This is a genomic window from Muricauda sp. SCSIO 65647 (genome assembly GCF_021534965.1).
In the GTDB taxonomy this organism is placed as follows: Bacteria; Bacteroidota; Bacteroidia; order Flavobacteriales; family Flavobacteriaceae; genus Flagellimonas_A.
This window is the reverse complement of record NZ_CP091037.1, coordinates 2,722,917-2,740,358: the sequence shown is the minus strand read 5'-3', so window position 1 is coordinate 2,740,358 and position 17,442 is coordinate 2,722,917. Positions and strand designations below refer to the sequence as shown.

Annotated in this window: 16 protein-coding genes and 2 tRNA genes; 12 read left to right on the top strand and 6 right to left on the bottom strand. The window is 43.1% G+C overall.

Annotated elements, in window-relative coordinates; translation table 11 throughout:
- Positions 1–3: 3 nt before the first annotated feature.
- Positions 4–684 carry a hypothetical protein gene (locus L0P89_RS12175; RefSeq protein WP_235265369.1) on the top strand — a complete coding sequence of 227 codons (681 nt, stop codon included), beginning with the start codon at positions 4–6 and terminating at the stop codon, positions 682–684.
- Positions 685–748: 64 nt separating this feature from the next.
- On the top strand, positions 749–1,372 hold the full coding sequence (locus L0P89_RS12170; protein WP_235265368.1) for a hypothetical protein: 624 nt from the start codon (positions 749–751) through the stop codon (positions 1,370–1,372).
- Between the two features lie 49 nt (positions 1,373–1,421).
- Here L0P89_RS12170 and rpsT read toward each other — a convergent pair whose 3' ends face one another.
- The 4 genes from rpsT to proS form a co-directional block, all read right to left on the bottom strand.
- Positions 1,422–1,673 (bottom strand): 30S ribosomal protein S20, encoded by a 252-nt coding sequence (gene rpsT, locus L0P89_RS12165; protein WP_235265367.1) that lies wholly within the window; start codon positions 1,671–1,673, stop codon positions 1,422–1,424.
- A 79-nt stretch (positions 1,674–1,752) separates the two neighbouring features.
- Positions 1,753–1,824: transfer RNA gene (locus L0P89_RS12160), tRNA-Glu, on the bottom strand.
- An 82-nt stretch (positions 1,825–1,906) separates the two neighbouring features.
- Positions 1,907–1,978, bottom strand: a tRNA-Glu gene (locus L0P89_RS12155).
- Positions 1,979–2,085: 107 nt separating this feature from the next.
- Positions 2,086–3,561: a proline--tRNA ligase gene (gene proS / locus L0P89_RS12150; protein ID WP_235265366.1), complete on the bottom strand. Its 1,476-nt coding sequence runs from the start codon at positions 3,559–3,561 to the stop codon at positions 2,086–2,088.
- A gap of 96 nt (positions 3,562–3,657) precedes the next feature.
- Here proS and L0P89_RS12145 point away from each other — a divergent pair, with 96 nt between their 5' ends.
- Positions 3,658–4,929 (top strand): hypothetical protein, encoded by a 1,272-nt coding sequence (locus L0P89_RS12145; protein ID WP_235265365.1) that lies wholly within the window; start codon positions 3,658–3,660, stop codon positions 4,927–4,929.
- A 34-nt stretch (positions 4,930–4,963) separates the two neighbouring features.
- Positions 4,964–6,466, top strand: coding sequence for an OmpP1/FadL family transporter (locus L0P89_RS12140; protein WP_235265364.1), 1,503 nt, complete (start codon positions 4,964–4,966; stop codon positions 6,464–6,466).
- Positions 6,467–6,516: 50 nt separating this feature from the next.
- Here L0P89_RS12140 and L0P89_RS12135 read toward each other — a convergent pair whose 3' ends face one another.
- The gene (locus L0P89_RS12135) at positions 6,517–7,971 is read right to left on the bottom strand and encodes a T9SS type B sorting domain-containing protein (RefSeq protein ID WP_235265363.1); all 1,455 of its coding nucleotides are present in this window, start codon (positions 7,969–7,971) and stop codon (positions 6,517–6,519) included.
- A gap of 111 nt (positions 7,972–8,082) precedes the next feature.
- Complete coding sequence (locus L0P89_RS12130; RefSeq protein WP_235265362.1) at positions 8,083–9,888, bottom strand: T9SS type B sorting domain-containing protein; 1,806 nt, start codon at positions 9,886–9,888, stop codon at positions 8,083–8,085.
- 132 nt (positions 9,889–10,020) lie between these two features.
- On the opposite strand from L0P89_RS12130, the gene folE reads away from it, so the two are divergent.
- From folE to L0P89_RS12090, 8 genes are all read left to right on the top strand, one after another.
- Positions 10,021–10,701: a GTP cyclohydrolase I FolE gene (gene folE / locus L0P89_RS12125; protein ID WP_235265361.1), complete on the top strand. Its 681-nt coding sequence runs from the start codon at positions 10,021–10,023 to the stop codon at positions 10,699–10,701.
- Complete coding sequence (gene cysS / locus L0P89_RS12120) at positions 10,701–12,188, top strand: cysteine--tRNA ligase (RefSeq protein ID WP_235265360.1); 1,488 nt, start codon at positions 10,701–10,703, stop codon at positions 12,186–12,188. Before folE ends, cysS begins: the two co-directional genes overlap by 1 nt.
- 4 nt (positions 12,189–12,192) lie before the next feature.
- Positions 12,193–12,414: a membrane protein insertion efficiency factor YidD gene (gene yidD, locus L0P89_RS12115; protein ID WP_235265359.1), complete on the top strand. Its 222-nt coding sequence runs from the start codon at positions 12,193–12,195 to the stop codon at positions 12,412–12,414.
- Positions 12,415–12,619: 205 nt separating this feature from the next.
- Positions 12,620–13,588 carry a prolipoprotein diacylglyceryl transferase gene (gene lgt, locus L0P89_RS12110; RefSeq protein ID WP_235265358.1) on the top strand — a complete coding sequence of 323 codons (969 nt, stop codon included), beginning with the start codon at positions 12,620–12,622 and terminating at the stop codon, positions 13,586–13,588.
- Positions 13,589–13,600: 12 nt separating this feature from the next.
- The gene (locus L0P89_RS12105) at positions 13,601–14,077 is read left to right on the top strand and encodes a DUF192 domain-containing protein (RefSeq protein WP_235265357.1); all 477 of its coding nucleotides are present in this window, start codon (positions 13,601–13,603) and stop codon (positions 14,075–14,077) included.
- A 2-nt stretch (positions 14,078–14,079) separates the two neighbouring features.
- A complete protein-coding gene (locus L0P89_RS12100) occupies positions 14,080–14,610 on the top strand; it encodes a GNAT family N-acetyltransferase (RefSeq protein WP_235265356.1) in 531 nt (176 codons plus the stop codon).
- A gap of 10 nt (positions 14,611–14,620) precedes the next feature.
- Positions 14,621–15,889, top strand: coding sequence for an ATP-binding cassette domain-containing protein (locus tag L0P89_RS12095; protein WP_235265355.1), 1,269 nt, complete (start codon positions 14,621–14,623; stop codon positions 15,887–15,889).
- 69 nt (positions 15,890–15,958) lie between these two features.
- Positions 15,959–17,431, top strand: coding sequence for a glycosyltransferase (locus L0P89_RS12090; protein WP_235265354.1), 1,473 nt, complete (start codon positions 15,959–15,961; stop codon positions 17,429–17,431).
- Positions 17,432–17,442 lie beyond the last annotated feature (11 nt).

Here is a 17,442-nt window from a genome sequence, read left to right as displayed (position 1 = left end):
AAAATGTCTCAAGAATGGGTTGATTTTTTTAAGGAAAATTACTTTTTGGCCATTTACGGAGTATCTTTTATACTCTCCATTGGCACCTACAAGAAGTACTTTGATACTGCGCTCAGATATTTTCCGATAATCATTGCGTATACCTTCTTCAACGAATTGTTGGGGTATTTTATCCGATATAAGGAAACATTCGCATTCTTTTCGGAAGAGCAGTTCGCCAACGATATCATTTACAATATTTATTATGTGATATTCTTTGGGTATTTCTTCTTTGTCTATTGGAACTTGGTTGCCGACAAAAAATTTAAACGGTGGATTCGTTGGTTGGCCTATATTGCCCTCTTGACTTTCATTATAAACTCATTCTTTTACAATCCCCTGACCACTAGCCTTTTTTATGCCATATCAATTGCCTCGTGGTTTTTGATTTCCTGTATCATCATTTATCTCTATAATCTGCCCAACTGGAAATGGAATCGGGATAAATACAACCTTATGACTTGGATATCCATAGGGCTGGTGGTTTTTTTCTTTCTGTTCCCGATCCTCTACCTGATCGGCTTTTTAAAATTTGAAATTTGGCAGCAATATCGTCTAAGAACTGTTCTGAGGTTATTGATTATCGTCATGTACGGCTTTTTCTGTATCGGTTTTGTAATAAGTCGAAGAAGAGCATTTAGGTAAGGTCAGCAACGTGAAAGAAATCTTTATTGACAACTTCTTTTTCTCTTTTTACATAATCACTTGGTTGATTTCTGTCATAACCTATAAAAAGTATTTTGACACACCCCTGAAGTTCTTTCCCATATATATAGCCTATGTGATTTTCACTGAGCTATTGGGCTATTTCATCATGAATTATGAAGAGTTCAGCTTTTTTTCCGAACAAAAATATTCATGGCACAATATTGTCATCTACAATATTTACCAAATCATCATGCTATGTTTTTTTTATTGGGTCTACTTCACCCTTCTGCGCAATGCCAAGCATAAAAAATATATGGCAATTGTCGTTACCATAACGGCCCTTGCCTACCTTATCAATCTGTTCTTTGAGAATCCGCTGCATTCCAGTCTTTATTATGCAGACTTTGTTGGATCTTACTCATTGGTCTTTTGCATTGTGCTTTACTATAAGGAAAAGATGAATGAGGGAAAACCTTCAACATTGAAAGAGAATCTCATGTTTTGGGTCAGTTTGGGGCTTTTAATATTCCATATTTTTGCCCCCATTTTGTTCTTCGTAGGATATCAAGATTTTGAAATGTGGAACAAATACCACTTTAGGAAAGTAATATGGGTGCTCGTCTCATTAATGTACACCCTTTTCAGTATCGGACTGATCATAAGTAAAAGAAAAGCCTTCCGGTAACAAAAAAAGCCCCATAAGTGTGGGGCTTTTATATTTTTTAGTGAACAAATTACATCGCTGCCACCTTTTTCATCAGCTTGCTCTTTAAATTGGATGCTTTGTTGGAATGGATAATATTTCGCTTTGCCAGCTTATCTATCATCCCGACAACGGTTGGAAGCATTTTCTGGGCTTCTTTTTTGTTCTCTTCATTGCGCAATTTTTTGATGGCATTTCGCACGGTTTTGTGCTGATACCTATTGCGAAGACGTACGGCCTCGTTTCTTCTGATTCTCTTTAATGCTGACTTATGATTTGCCATTTTTCTAATTAAAAGTTAATACGTTATGAGCCATGAGCAACACTCAAAAACCCTTAACTGCATTCTGTACTATAAATTGTAGCCCGTAGGGGAATCGAACCCCTGTTACCAGGATGAAAACCTGGCGTCCTAACCCCTAGACGAACGGGCCATTGTTTAAATCCAGCAGTCGGAAACATGAAGTATGAATTTAAAAATTCATCATTCTACATTCTCAATTCTGCATTTTTTAGTAGCCCGTAGGGGAATCGAACCCCTGTTACCAGGATGAAAACCTGGCGTCCTAACCCCTAGACGAACGGGCCATGTTACTTCAAAGAACAAACCCAAAAGAAAATGGAACCATTTACCTTTCAGGCGGGTGCAAAAATACAACTATTTTTAAGTATTGCAACAGGCTATCACCACTTTTTTAATAGGCCTTGGCAAATAGCACACGGTAGGGTGATGGCTGTCCGGTAACCATACATTTACCTTCATCTTCACCAACATTCAATGGAATACATCTTATCGTTGCCTTGGTTTCATCCTTTATTTTTTCTTCGGTCTCCGTGGTACCGTCCCAGTGGGCTGAGATGAAACCTCCTTTTTCTTCCAAAACGGTCTTGAACTCCTCATAGGTATCAACCTCGCTTATATGGTTCTTTTGGTGCTGCAAGGCCTTATCATATATATGCTGTTGAATATCTTTCAACAGCTGTTCGATATGTGCCACTATGTTTTCGGCTGCAACAGACTCTTTTTGCAAGGTGTCTCTTCTGGCGACTTCAAACGTACCGCTTTCAAGGTCGCGTTGGCCTACGGCCAATCGAACGGGCACACCCTTCAGTTCATACTCGTTGAATTTGAATCCCGGTTTATGGGTATCACGATCATCATATTTTACCGTAATTCCCTTTGCCCGTAGTTCCCTTACCAAAGGTTCTACTTTTTTAGAGATGGCATCCAGCTGTTCCATGCCCTTGTAAATGGGTACAATGACCACTTGAATGGGAGCGAGTTTAGGGGGCAATACCAAACCATTGTCATCACTGTGGGTCATGATCAATGCGCCCATTAAACGTGTTGAGACGCCCCAAGAGGTGGCCCAAACATAATCTTGCTTGCCTTCTTTCGTGGCGAATTTGACATCAAAGGCCTTGGCAAAGTTTTGACCCAAAAAGTGGGAGGTGCCCGCCTGTAAAGCCTTGCCATCTTGCATCAATGCCTCGATACAATAGGTTTCTTCAGCACCGGCAAAACGTTCGCTCTCTGTTTTCGTGCCTTTGATGACCGGCATGGCCATATGGTTTTCAGCAAAATCGGCATAGACATGCAATATCTTCTCGGCTTCTTCCAGGGCTTCCTTTTCTGTGGCATGGGCCGTATGGCCTTCTTGCCATAAAAATTCGGCGGTACGGAGAAAAAGTCGGGTACGCATCTCCCAACGCACCACATTGGCCCATTGGTTGATCAACAAAGGTAAATCTCGGTATGATTGAATCCAGCGGCGATAGGTATCCCAAATAATGGTCTCTGAAGTGGGCCGTACAATAAGTTCCTCTTCCAATTTGGCTTCATCATCGACAATGATTCCGCTACCATCGTCGGCATTCTTGAGCCTGTAATGGGTGACCACTGCGCATTCTTTTGCAAAACCTTCAACATGACTGGCCTCTTTGCTCAAGTATGATTTCGGGATAAAGAGTGGAAAATAGGCATTCTCATGTCCGGTATCTTTGAACATTTTATCAAGACCGGCCTGCATTTTCTCCCAAATGGCAAATCCATAAGGTTTAATGACCATACAGCCCCTGACTCCAGAATTCTCTGCTAAATCTGCTTTGATTACAAGTTCATTGTACCATTTGGAATAATCCTCGGCACGACTCGTCAAATTTTTACCCATCTAGTGTACTTTGGCACAAAACTTGTGACATTATTAACGAAAATAGAACGGTAAAACTAACTATTTTTAGTATGTTCAACAATAAAATTTGATAGGATGAGCCTTACTTTACCCCGCCAAAGATTTCAACTTGCAGCCACTATGACAATGGCTGCCATATTTCTAGTGTCTTGTGGTTCATACCAGCAGGCTTCGTACTATGAAGATGATGGTATCTATGCCGATAGCCGTCGCGTGGTACGCGTAGAGAAAAAATCTGCTGAGGCCGTAGCGTTAGAGGATCAAGAAAGCAATCAATACGGTGAATACTTTGGGCAAAAAGCAGACCTATATGGCCAGATATTGGACAGTGAAATCTTCACTGATGTCGATAGCTATTATAGTGGCGTTGAAAACGATAGCCTTCAAATTGGTGAGCAAACCGATTATTTTGCCGATAATAACAATTATGTCGGCAATCCTGGATGGGGCGACAATCCAACAAACCTTACCATAAATGTCTATGACAATTGGGGCTGGGGTCTGGGCTGGAACGACCCTTGGCTATGGAACGCAGGCTTTGGTTGGGGCTGGGGCTGGAACAACTGGGGTTGGGGCTGGAACCGACCTTGGGGCTGGAACGCAGGCTTTGGCTGGGGCTGGGGCTGGAACAACTGGGGCTGGAACGCAGGCTTTGGCTGGGGCTGGAACAACTGGGGTTGGGGCTGGAACCGACCTTGGGGCTGGGGCGGCTATTATAACAACAATTTTGCCTTCAATCGAAGTAGAAGAGGGTACCTCAACAACAGGGTTGCCTCCAATTCACTTCGTGGAAGATCAAATTTGAGAAGTAACCGAGCAGTATCCAACTCACAATATGCCTCACGAGGGCGTTCAAACAGAACGGTGGGAACTGCACGAAGTGCCAGAACATATAATGGTAGAACAACAGCACGACGAACAGTAAGTGCTGACGCCATAGCACGAAACAGAAACTATCGTACCAGTAGAAGTACTCGCTCAGTACCAAGATATAGTGGTATCACGCGCAGTAACCAGCGATATGGAAGTTCTACGGCAAGAAGCGGCAACTATCGAAGTTCTTCTTCAAATAGAAGTTCAACATACCGATCATCGGGAAGAAGCACCAGAAGCTATCAATCTTCAGGTCGTTCGGCACCCAGAAGCAGCGGATATAGAAGTTCAAGTAGAAGTTCGAGAAGCTCTGGTAGCTTTGGACGCTCATCGGGAGGCAGAAGCAGTAGCGGATACCGGGGCAGTTCGGGTAGAAGCTCCCGTAGTTCAGGTAGTTATAGAAGTTCGGGCGGTAGCCGTTCTTCAGCAGGTAGAAGCTCATCTGGTCGTAGCGGCGGAAGAAGAAACCGCTAATCCATTAACATTATAGAAACTAAATCTTCAAAAAATGAGAACAGTTTTTGCTTTCATCATGGTATTGTCATGCACCGCTATAAGTGCCCAAAACATCAATGATGTATTGCGTTACAGCACAGAAAATACACAGGGTACAGCAAGATTTCAGGCAATGGGCGGAGCTTTCGGGGCCTTAGGAGGTGATTTGTCTTCATTGAACGTGAACCCAGCAGGATCGGCAGTGTTCAATTACAGTCAGTTCACGATCTCGGGATCTAATTACAATCGTGACAATGAAGCTTTTTTCGGAAACCGAACCCGTACCACCGACATCAATTCATTGGAACTTAATCAAGCAGGTGGAGCTTTTGTCTTCAAATCGTCTGATAGCCCATGGAAAAAACTATCATTGGCATTCAACTATGATCTTGTACAAAATTTCGATAATGAATTCTTTGCCTCAGGAAGCACTTTGCAGGGCATTGACAATTATTTCTTGAGTTTTGCCCAAGGGCAAACCTTAGGCCCACTTAGGGTACAGCAAGGAGAATTTATTGAAGATGCTTATTTAGACATCGGTTCGAGTCTGGGTTTTGGGGCCCAACAAGCGTTTCTAGGCTTTCAATCGGGCCTGATAGAGCCCGAAACGGATGATGACGCCAATACCGCCTATTTTCCTTTGGCGGAGTATAGCAATCTTGAGCAAAGCTATTTTCAGCGTACTACGGGCTACAACAGCAAGTTTACGGTAAATTTTGCGGGCCAGTACCAAGAAAATCTATACATCGGGGCTTCCCTGAACTTTCATGCCGTTTTATATGAACAATTGACCCAATTCGATGAAACCGGTTACGATGCTGATTCTGAGATACAGTCCACTTCATTTGACAATTTATTGAGAACTGAGGGCGATGGATTTTCGTTCAGCTTGGGTGCCATTGCGCGTTTGAACGATAACATTAGAGTGGGCGGTAGCTACCAATCACCTACATGGTATCGCCTCACTGATGATGTTTCACAGAGTATTCGAACAGATTCACCTGTGGCAAATCCTGATTTACAGTTCATCGATTTTAATTTGGTCAACCTGTTTCCTGAATACCGTATCAAAACCCCTTCTAAACTAACAGGAAGTGCTGCTATTGTTTTTGGAAAAGATGGGCTGTTGAGTTTTGATTATAGCTATCAAGATATGTCTGAAGCTGAGCTAAGGCCTACCTCTGACCCCAACTTTTCAAACGAGAACGAATTTATCGCAAGTCAGTTGGGGGTAGTCAATTCATATCGAATTGGAGGCGAATACCGAATCGAAAGGGTCAGCTTGAGGGGTGGCTATCGGTATGAAAGCAGTCCGTTCGAAGATGACCAAGGAGCTGATTTAAATGGTTATTCTGGCGGTATCGGTTATGATTTTGGGGGCAGTCGGTTAGATGTTGCCCTGAGCCGTACCGAACGCGAAACAAGTGAGCAGTTTTTTGATGCCGGACTTGACAATGCCGCATTGGTCAACCGAATCAATACCAATGTAACACTTTCGTTCACGATGAAATTCTAAAAAAGAAAATCGTAAGAAATACGAGGGACGGTCTTAAAACCGTCCTTTTTTTATCTTACCAATGAGAAATGCCTTCGTACAGAACGGGCAACCAAAACACCCTGATCATCACGGTCGTAATCTAATCTGAACCAATAATCAGATGACGGCATCGGGCGGCCGTTAAAGGTACCGTCCCACCCTAAAGTTGTAGCGTCCAACTCTTTTAATAGCTTCCCGAAACGATCAAATATGAATATACTGGGATCTGTCAATTGGTCAATGCCAAGCACTTGCCAATTATCATGAATGCCATCGCCATTGGGTGTAAAGAATTTTGGATATCCGACAACCAAAAATTCGATAGGTTCTGTTGTACCGCAGCCGTTCTTATCATTGATGACGATCGAATTCAATCCAGGAGGCACATCCCTGAACACGGGGTCATCTTGAAAATCTCCGCCATTCAGTGAGTATTCATAGTCTCCATCACCTGAAACCTGAAATTCGACATTGTATGGGTCTGTCTGATTGCTGTTGACCAAATCATCAATGACCATGATACCGTTAACGGGGTCGAGTTGGGGAACTCCATAAAAAGTAATCTGTATTTGGTCAGAAATAGACTGGCCAAAACTATTGGTAATGGTCACCGCATATAATCCTGAATTCGGACTTGTGACCACCAATTCTGCACCGAAGGGTCCAGTACCTGCACCGGGCAATGGCTCTAGTATTCCATCACCGTCTGAATCGACCGACCAATCGACTTGGGCAAGATCAGAGCCAAATTCTGTGTTCAAGGCACTCAATACAATATCTGGATCGCCCTCACAAGCAATGATATCCAATCCTAAAAATTCGTCCCGAAGAGTACAATCTAAAGCGGTGTCTTGATCGGCATCTACAGAACTTCCTGTAAAGGTCAAAGAAAAGGGTTCGGGATTGCCGTCAAAATTCGTGTTGAAATTGTTGATGAGCAAGTAATAAATCTCACCAGCGATCACGTTGAGCCATTCGTCATAGGTATTCTGGCTGCCCCTCACAAAAGGGGCGCCCACCTGCCCATTTTCGGGGTTCACCCCAACACCCGTAAACGAAGTGGTGTTCACCTCATAATTACAGCGAATGGGCTGGGCAGAGCCGTCACTGATACTACCACAAAAGTTTTGACCACTGGTCTGGTCAAAAGGGCCATAGAGGGCAAAATCCCACTCAGCCGTATCCGTTAGGGCCTCAATATCAAAACCTATTTGCCCATCGGTACCAGCACGAAAAACGTACCATGAGGTATTGTTCTCGATATTTGCCGAACTGATGCTTCCTTTTTCCAAACATCCCGATTGTCTTATGACATCGGGATCGAAATCATCAATGTCTCCTCCCCCATCAACAGAAGGCATAATGGGCATTCCATCGGCACAAACCGGAATGGCGCTACGACAATCAGCCGAATTTGCCGTCTGGGATTGCACTTGAAAAATCCACAAAAAAAGACTGCATAACGTGATAAATAGTGTTCGCATGGTGGTATGGGGCTATTTTTTCTACCTTGCTTATAGCTAGTATAACTGACCAAATGCCCCATTTAGTATGTTTTCATCGAAAAAAACGGCAGTAAATCGATGAAGTGCAGACTATCTGCGCAATGAAAAGTGTGTTTGAATGTATTTGGCGTAGGTTCGATTGCCCGAATCATCGATGTATGACAACTTGAACCAATAATCGGTCGCGGGCAATGGGGCGCCATTGTATTGACCGTCCCATTCAAAATTGTTGACATCAAGTTGTTTGAGCAATTTGCCATATCTATCATAAATGGTCACAATAGGACTGTTCAGGCTTGAAAGCCCTTCAATTTGCCAGTTTTCGTTGAGACCATCGCCATTGGGTGAAAAATGGTTCGAAAAACCCACTACCACAATATTTTCACTCAGTTCTCCACACCCAAATCGATCGCGAACGGTCAATGTATGGGTACCGGGCAGCACACTGGTAAATATATTGCTGTCTTGAAACGGGTCATCATTCAATTGAAACTCAAAATAATCGGCATTTATATTATCCAAAACAATCTCAACTGTATTATTGGCCCTTAAATCATCAATCTCTATACTTGAAATTTGCGGGGTCTCAGAAATATTGACATTTACGGTTCTGGTACTTGAACAATCTACCCCATTTGCAGAATTCGTCACGGTTACACTATATGAGTCAGCTGCGCTTACCTGTATGGACGATGTGGTCTCACCTGTACTCCATTCATAATCATACAGTGGATTGGGCATCATCTCGCCAATGGTCACCAATGGATTGTTCTCACATATTGGCACTTCATCGTCAAAGGTCAAATTGGGCGTTTCCAAAGCATTCAGCTCAAATGATTGCGATACATCAGAACAGTTTGGGTTCTCAATAGCATACGTTCGCACATAAATCGTCTCGCTACCCGGTAGCTTTGAGTACTGTTTTGTCAATGCATTTATACCGTTCAAAGCATCTGACTGTGAAGCATGGTAGCTTACCTGAAAGCTATTGGGGTCTTGCACGCCCAAGGCCTCTGTGTCTTTGGCTTCTAAATCAAAGACCATTTCCTCAGAGTGGCAAATCGTTTCATCGGTTACGGGGCCGGTAATCGGAATTTCAGAATAGGCTACCTGTACATCGCTCACCAAAGTACCGCTTGAAGTGGCCACCTCAACACGATAAATGGCATCAGCTGTAGCGTTCAACGTTGCGTTGGTTTCACCAGAAATAAGTTGAAATCCAGTACCTGTATCACTATACCACCTGTAATTCAAAGCGCCAGAAGTGGTGGCATCAAGAATAACGGGATCACCTTGACAGGCGGCGATCGGCGGCCCCAAAAGATTGCTCACGATTGAGCAATCAAGTGCGTCGTAAGGGTTGGTTACAAAAATCTCTCCTGAGAACTGAATGGAAAAGCCTGAGTTTGAATTGCTAAAATTATTGATGAGCAAGTAATAATCTTCACCGGGATTCACGTTCAACCAATCTTCATAAAGCACTGAACCGCTATCACCAGAGGGGTCAACCCCTACTCCAGTATAATTTTTTTGGTCACTGTTATCAAAAAAATTACAGCGAATGGGCTCACCAAGATCATTGCAATCAGAAGCACGGTAAAGGGCAAAATCCCAGTCTTCCGTACTATCGTGGCCAATATTGAATCCAAGTTGGCCAGAAGCACCCGTACGAAAGCGGTACCAAGCCGAATTCGATTCAATGGCCCCTGTTTGGGTGGCCTCGAGACAGCCACTTGTCGTTCGGCCATCAAAATCATCATTACCGTAACCGTCGGTACCTCCGTTCACTGGGGTGTTGTTGCAAATGGGTACTGCATCACCACAATCTGCAGAAATCTGGGCATGACCTACAAAGCCCATCAGCAAAATGATGAAAAGCAAAACAAACCTAGCCATAAGTAGCTGTTAATTCGGAGATTATAAATTTATGGCCTTTATATGCTTAACAATAATTTATGTTGTCAAACCTCTGAAATTCGATGTCATTAGCCCATTAATGTCTATCTTTGCTTCCTTTGTGCCAGCAATATGAAAGTACACGAAACTTTGGAAGAACAATTTGACCATATTGGCGATGACCACTTGGGATCGTCAGAGGAAACCCCCATGCGAAAAGATGCCTTCGTACTCGATGACGATGAAAAAATCGAGCGAATCGAAAAGAATGTGCGTGAAATTATGTTGACCCTGGGTTTAGATCTCGATGATGATAGTTTGAACGGAACACCGGGCAGGGTTGCCAAAATGTACGTAAAGGAAATTTTTGCAGGGCTACATCCAAAAAGAAGACCAAAATCATCAACTTTCAAGAACAAATACAAATACGGCGAGATGTTGGTTGAAAAGAACATTACCGTTTATTCAACCTGTGAACACCATTTATTGCCCATCGTCGGCAGGGCCCATATTGCCTACATTTCAAACGGTACAGTGGTCGGACTGTCAAAGATGAACCGTATCGTTGATTATTTCGCCAAAAGGCCTCAAGTACAAGAACGCATGAACATACAGATTGTCAAAGAGTTGCAAAACGTACTGGGCACTGAAGATGTGGCCTGCGTCATCGATGCCAAACATTTATGTGTGAACTCGCGCGGCATTCGTGATGTCGATAGCAGTACCGTAACGGCAGAGTATGGTGGCAAATTCAAAGAAGAGGCCGTCAGAAGAGAATTTTTGGATTATATCAATCTAGATACCGAATTTTAATGCAACTATTTAAGAGTCAAGTCTTAAAAGTCACCAATTCACTTTCAGGCACAAAAGAGGTTTTCAAACCGTTAAAAGAAGGTTATGTGGGCATGTATGTCTGCGGCCCCACTGTTTATAGTAATGTGCATTTGGGCAATTGCCGCACGTTCATCTCATTTGATATGATTTTTCGCTATTTAAAACATCTTGGCTACAAAGTCAGGTATGTGCGAAATATCACCGATGCCGGTCATTTAGAGAACGATGCGGATGAGGGAGAGGACAAAATCGCCAAGAGGGCCAAATTAGAGCAAATCGAACCCATGGAAGTGGTGCAACGCTATACGGTCGATTTTCATGAGACACTGCAAAAGTTCAACTTGTTGCCACCAAGCATTGAGCCCACGGCAACCGGACACATCATTGAACAAATAGAAATCATTAAAGACATACTTGAAAAGGACTACGCCTATGAAATCAACGGATCGGTGTATTTCGATGTGTTGAAGTTCAATGAGTCAAACGAATATGGTAAACTCAGCGGCCGAAAATTGGAAGACATGATCGCCAATACCCGTGAGTTGACCGCACAAGACGAAAAGAAAAATCCGCAAGATTTTGCACTTTGGAAAAAAGCCGAACCACAACATATCATGCGGTGGCCCTCGCCTTGGGGCGATGGCTTTCCTGGTTGGCATCTAGAATGTACGGCCATGAGTACCAAGTACCTAGGTGAAAATTTTGATATACATGGGGGGGGTATGGACCTGAAATTTCCACACCACGAATGTGAAATTGCACAGGCCGAAGCACGTTATGGGGTCACTCCTGTTAACTATTGGCTACATGCCAATATGTTGACCCTGAATGGGAAAAAGATGTCAAAATCAACAGGAAACAATATCTATCCCAATGAGATTTTCAGTGGAGAGAACACTATTTTAAGCAAACCATACGCCCCGGCCGTGGTGCGCTTTTTTATGATGCAGGCTCACTATACCAGTATCTTGGATTTAAGTGACGAAGCCTTGCAAGCGTCTGAAAAAGGCTATAACCGTTTGATGGAGGCCATGGCCGTTTTAGATGGATTGCCCACGGGAAAAACCTCGACCTTTGACGTTGCTTCATGGAAACAGCAATGTTATGAAGCCATGAACGATGACTTCAATACCCCTGTACTCATCGCCTATCTTTTTGAGGCCGTCAAACAGATCAACCTTATCAAAGACGGAAAGGAAACCATTGCCCAGAATGATAAAAAGGTTCTCATCGAAACAATGAACGGTTTTGTCAATAGTGTATTGGGCCTTGAAAACCAAAAAGAAGCAAAAGGAAATTCTGAAGTGCTCGGCGATGTGGTACAATTGCTCATCGATATGCGCAATGAAGCCAGGGCCAATAAAGACTTTGCCACTTCTGATCAAATCAGGGATCAACTCGCTGCTTTGGGCATTCAGCTCAAGGATGGAAAAGAAGGCACGACCTTTACTGTCATCAATAGTTGAGTAGGTGAAAAAAATTCTCATTGCCCCATTCATTTTTTTGGTACGACTCTACCAAAACGGCATCTCGCCCTATCTGCCCGCAACTTGCCGTTACGAGCCCACCTGCTCTGCCTATACGGTGGAAGCGTTACAAAAACATGGGCTCTTCAAAGGGGGGTGGCTATCCATAAAACGTATTTTCAGTTGCCACCCATGGGGTGGTAGTGGTTACGATCCCGTACCATGATCGAACACAATACCGATAGTTCGAGACAAGCGGCAAATCTCAATTCGAGTATCTTCGCGCCATTTCGTGTAATTCATATCCCAAACCGGAAACCGCATAAGCTAGAAATACAACATTCAACCCATAAAATCGAACAGCTTAAGTCTTATATCTGAAATCACATGTCTTACATCTATTTGACTATCTTCGCTTCAAAATTGACTACATGTATTTTTTAGGTTTTAATTGGAATCCTGACGACATCCTGTTCAAAATAGGGTTCATACAAATCAAATACTACAATCTGCTATGGATTTTGGCCTTTGTGGTAGGCTGGTTCATCATGAAACGTATCTTTAAACATGAGAACAAGTCCATGCAGAAACTGGATTCTCTCTTTATCTATGCAGTGGTATCCATCATGTTGGGTGCCAGGTTGGGCCATGTGTTTTTCTACGATTGGGATTATTACAAAGACCATCTTCTAGAGATTTTGTTACCCATTCGAGAAAGTGCCGAAGGTTCTTTAGTCGGACTGATAAATGGTTATGAGTTCACAGGTTTTACGGGCCTGGCCAGTCATGGTGCGGCCATTGGCGGCATTATCGGTCTTTACCTGCTTTCTAGAAAATACAAAGATCTTAGCCTGCTCTGGCTGCTTGATAGAGTAACCATTACCTGTGCCATTGGTGGGGCCTTTGTTCGCTTGGGCAATTTTTTCAACTCTGAGATCAATGGCAAGATAGTTGAAGGGTCGTTCGCATTTGCTACACGGTTTATCCGTGATTCAGATGATATGCCGGCATATAAGGCGATAGGTTTAACCAAAGAAAAAACGGCCAGTGCGGCATACAAGGCCATTGAAAACAATCCAGATTTCGCCTCAATACTTGAGTCTATTCCGTACCGTCATCCCGTACAGCTCTATGAAGCTTTTGGCTACCTGATCGTGTTTTTGATCATGTATTTCTGGATGTATTGGAAAACAGACCTCAAAAAGAAAGAGGGCTTTCTTTTCGGCTTTTGGTTGGCCATAATGTGGGGACCTATTCGCTTTATTCTTGAATTTTTCAAAAAGAGCCAAGGTGGGTTTGAAGATACCTGGGGCACTTTTAGTACCGGCCAGTGGTTGAGCATTCCTTTTGTTTTGATAGGATTGTACTTGATGTTCAGACCAACGGCAACGAAAAATTAGTGGTTGACGATCATGAAAAGGATTTACTATATCTTTTTGGCCTTTATCGTTTTTTCTTCTTGCAAGGAAAAAGCAAAGACCGAAATCAAGACTGAAACCATAGCTTTTAGCAAAGAAGGCGAACTACAGGTTTTCAGGTCAGAAAGTGATTCCCTTTTGGTTCATTTGGATATTGAAATCGCAGATACCGATTACGAGACCCAAACAGGGCTGATGTACCGTGAATCAATGGAAGAAAGACAGGCAATGCTGTTTATATTTCCGAACGTGGCCATGCACTCATTTTATATGAAGAACACGCAGTTTCCGCTAGACATTTTGTTTATCGATGAGCACCTGACCGTTGCTTCCATTCAAAAGAATGCGCAACCCCTTGATGAAAGAGGGCTTTCTTCAGGTGTTCCGGTCAAATATGTACTTGAGATCAATGCCGGACTTTCAGATAAATGGCAACTGCAAGTAGGTGACAGTATTTCATATACCAAATAGTAATGGCCCGTTATCTACTCGAAAATCAGGAAACGGAGCGTTTGCTGTTTCGAAAGATCACTTCCGATGATTTTGAGGTCTGGCTTCCCTTTTATGAAAATCCGCTTGCCACAAAATATTGGGAAGGGCTTCCTGAAGATCCCATAACTGCCTGCCGACAGCAATTCGACCGCATTTTTGAACGATACGACAACGATTTGGGCGGTATGAATGCCCTCATACTCAAAGAAACCCAAGAACTGGTCGGGATATGTGGGTTGTTGGTGCAAAAGGTTGATGGCAATAACGAACTCGAAATCGGTTATTCAGTGCTTCCCAACCATTGGAAAAATGGCTATGCCTTTGAGGCGGCCAAAAAGTGCAAACAATATGCTTTTGAAAAGAATTTTACCGATTCGCTGATATCGATCATCCATATCGATAATATTCCCTCACAAAAAGTGGCCCAAAAAAATGGTATGTCAATAGACAATACCACTGTTTACAAAGACAATCCGGTACATATTTTTCGAGTGCGAAAAAAAGAAGGCTAAATCCGTATTTTTGGGCAAACCCAATAGTTACGTGCAGCACTACGCCATTCTTGTCAACAACCAATCTGCAGTTGGGCCAATGGTCAAAGACCTTATTGCCGGAAGACCCATCTGTGGCCTGGAACATTTCATTGGAAAAAAAAGTGCTCTTTTCTCACGTTCAGAAATCCACCGTTTCATGGATGAAGAAGAGCGGCATGATCTTAAGGTCTTGACCGCCGAAACGGAGCAGGCATTGAAGACCATGAGCAGTGGCGAACAGAAAAAAGCGCTCTTACGGTACTTGTTGAAACAAACCCCTGATTTTTTGGTTCTGGTGAATCCGTTTGACAATCTAGATAAGGCCACTCAAAAAGAGTTGAAAGCAAAACTAGAAGAAGTTTCAACATCTATTTCATTGATTCAAATCGTTAGTAGGCTTGTCGATATTTTACCCATTACCACCCATTTCGCGCGACTACAAGGCAATGAATTACTGCATTATGCCAATGCAGAACGATTTCGAAAAGAAAACAGTCAAAATCGACATCATTTTTCAGCAACAATTCCCAGACCCTTGCATAAGGTAGACGCAGCCTTGGAAACCCTTGTCAAATTTAATGATGTATCAGTCAGCTTTGGTGAAAAACAGGTCTTACGGCACATCAACTGGACCATAGAAAAAGGAGAGTTCTGGCAGCTTATCGGCCCCAATGGAAGTGGCAAGACCACTTTGCTCACCATGATTACCGGTGACAGCCATAAGGGATATGGGCAAGACCTGACCGTTTTTGACCATAAAAAGGGGACCGGTGAAAGCGTTTGGGACCTTAAAAAACATATCGGTTACTTCACACCCGCCATGATCGATCGTTTCAGGGGTTATCATACCTTAGAAAATATGTTGATTTCAGGCTTGCACGATTCTGTGGGGCTTTACGTGAGGCCCAGTGATGCGGAGAAAAGACTGGCTCGACAATGGCTTTCGCTATTACATCTCGAGACAAAGGGCCAAACCTATTTTCATGACTTGGGCACAGGTGAAAAACGTTTGGTCATGACAGCTAGGGCCATGATAAAACATCCTCTGCTATTGATATTGGACGAACCCACAGCGGGCCTAGACGATGCCAATGCAAACCTCTTTGTTTCTTTGGTCGATAAAATTGCTTCTGAAAGTGATTCGGCCATTCTATTTGTTTCACATAGAACCGAGCCCGGGCTACATCCTGAAAAGGTGCTTGAACTGACCATGACGAATACCGGTTCCAAAGGAAAATTGATTATCATAGATCAATAGATGCGATTTTTTAGAGATGTTCATTAGTTTTCATATATTGAAGAAAACTTCCCGATTAATTATTCCACCATGCAAAAAATCCAAGTAAAGCCAGGAGCCAAAATCGACGATTATAAGGCTTATGGCTCATTGTACTCATCTGTTCTAGATTTCCTTGAAAATGTAAAAAAGCCCATTGGTAATCTCGGTGACTGCACCATATGGATGATCAATTCTACTGCAATCGGTGGTGGTGTGGCGGAAATGCTGCCCAGCCAAATGCGAATTTTGAGAGAATTGGGCATCTCAATCGAATGGCTCGTAATCGAAGCCAGTGACAACGATTTCTTTAATTTGACCAAACGCATCCATAATGCCATTCACGGCAGTGGCAACGGAGCGTTCACTGATGCAGACCGCGAGGTTTTCGAGAAAGTGAATCGTGAAAACCTGCCCATGGCCATAGACTTAATCAATGATGGGGATATTGTTGTCATTCATGACCCACAACCAATGCCATTGGCCGAAATGATAAGGGAAGAAAAAGATGTTTCCTTGATTTGGCGTTGTCATATAGGACTTGATGATGAGACTGAAACAACTGATTCGGTATGGACTTTTTTGGCTCCGTATCTAGATTATTACGATCATTTCATCTTCAGTTTGCCCGAGTATGTTCCGCGTAATTTGAAAAAGAAGACGAGCATTATTCCTCCCGCCATAGATCCGTTGAGCCACAAGAATAGAACCCTGAACCTGCACAAGTGCATCGGCATTCTTCACCAGTCGGGCATCATTGATGAAGATATCAGAATTCTGTACCACCCCTATAAGCATCAGGTCCGTAGGGTAATGCCAGACGGTAGCTTTGGTAGTGTAAACCAGCATAACAAATTAGATTTCATCTATCGCCCCATCATCACCGAGATTTCTCGATGGGATCGTCTAAAAGGATTTAAAGAACTGATGCAGGCATTCATCAAAATGAAAATCGACAATCGTGAAAAGGGTGACCCTAACAGTCTTGAATACAAACGTACTGAAATGGCACTATTGGTCATGGGCGGACCCGATCCTGCTTTTGTTTCTGATGATCCAGAAGGAAAGGCCGTATTGGATGAACTTACAAGAGCCTATCAAGAAATAGATGAAGAACTGCAAAATGATATTGCAATTCTACTCTTACCTCTTGACAATCCAAAAGAAAATGCCTTGATCGTGAATGCCGTACAGCTTTGCTCGAGTATAGTGGTGCAAAACTCCATTCAAGAGGGCTTTGGATTGACAGCAACAGAAGCCATGTGGAAAAGAAGACCCATTTTGGTTTCGGGTGCTGCTGGCCTAAGGTTTCAAGTACAAGATGGCAAAACGGGAAAAATCAATGATGACCCTACCGATATCGGTAAACTTATGGCAACCCTAAGCTATATGCTGCACAATACCAAAGAACGTGATAAATGGGGGTTTAACGGCCAATTGCGTGTCATTCAAAACTTTACCCTCTTCAGTCAATTGGTTTCTTGGTTGGAGGTTTTCTCAAAAGCAAAACAGAAATTGATCTAGTAGGGAACACC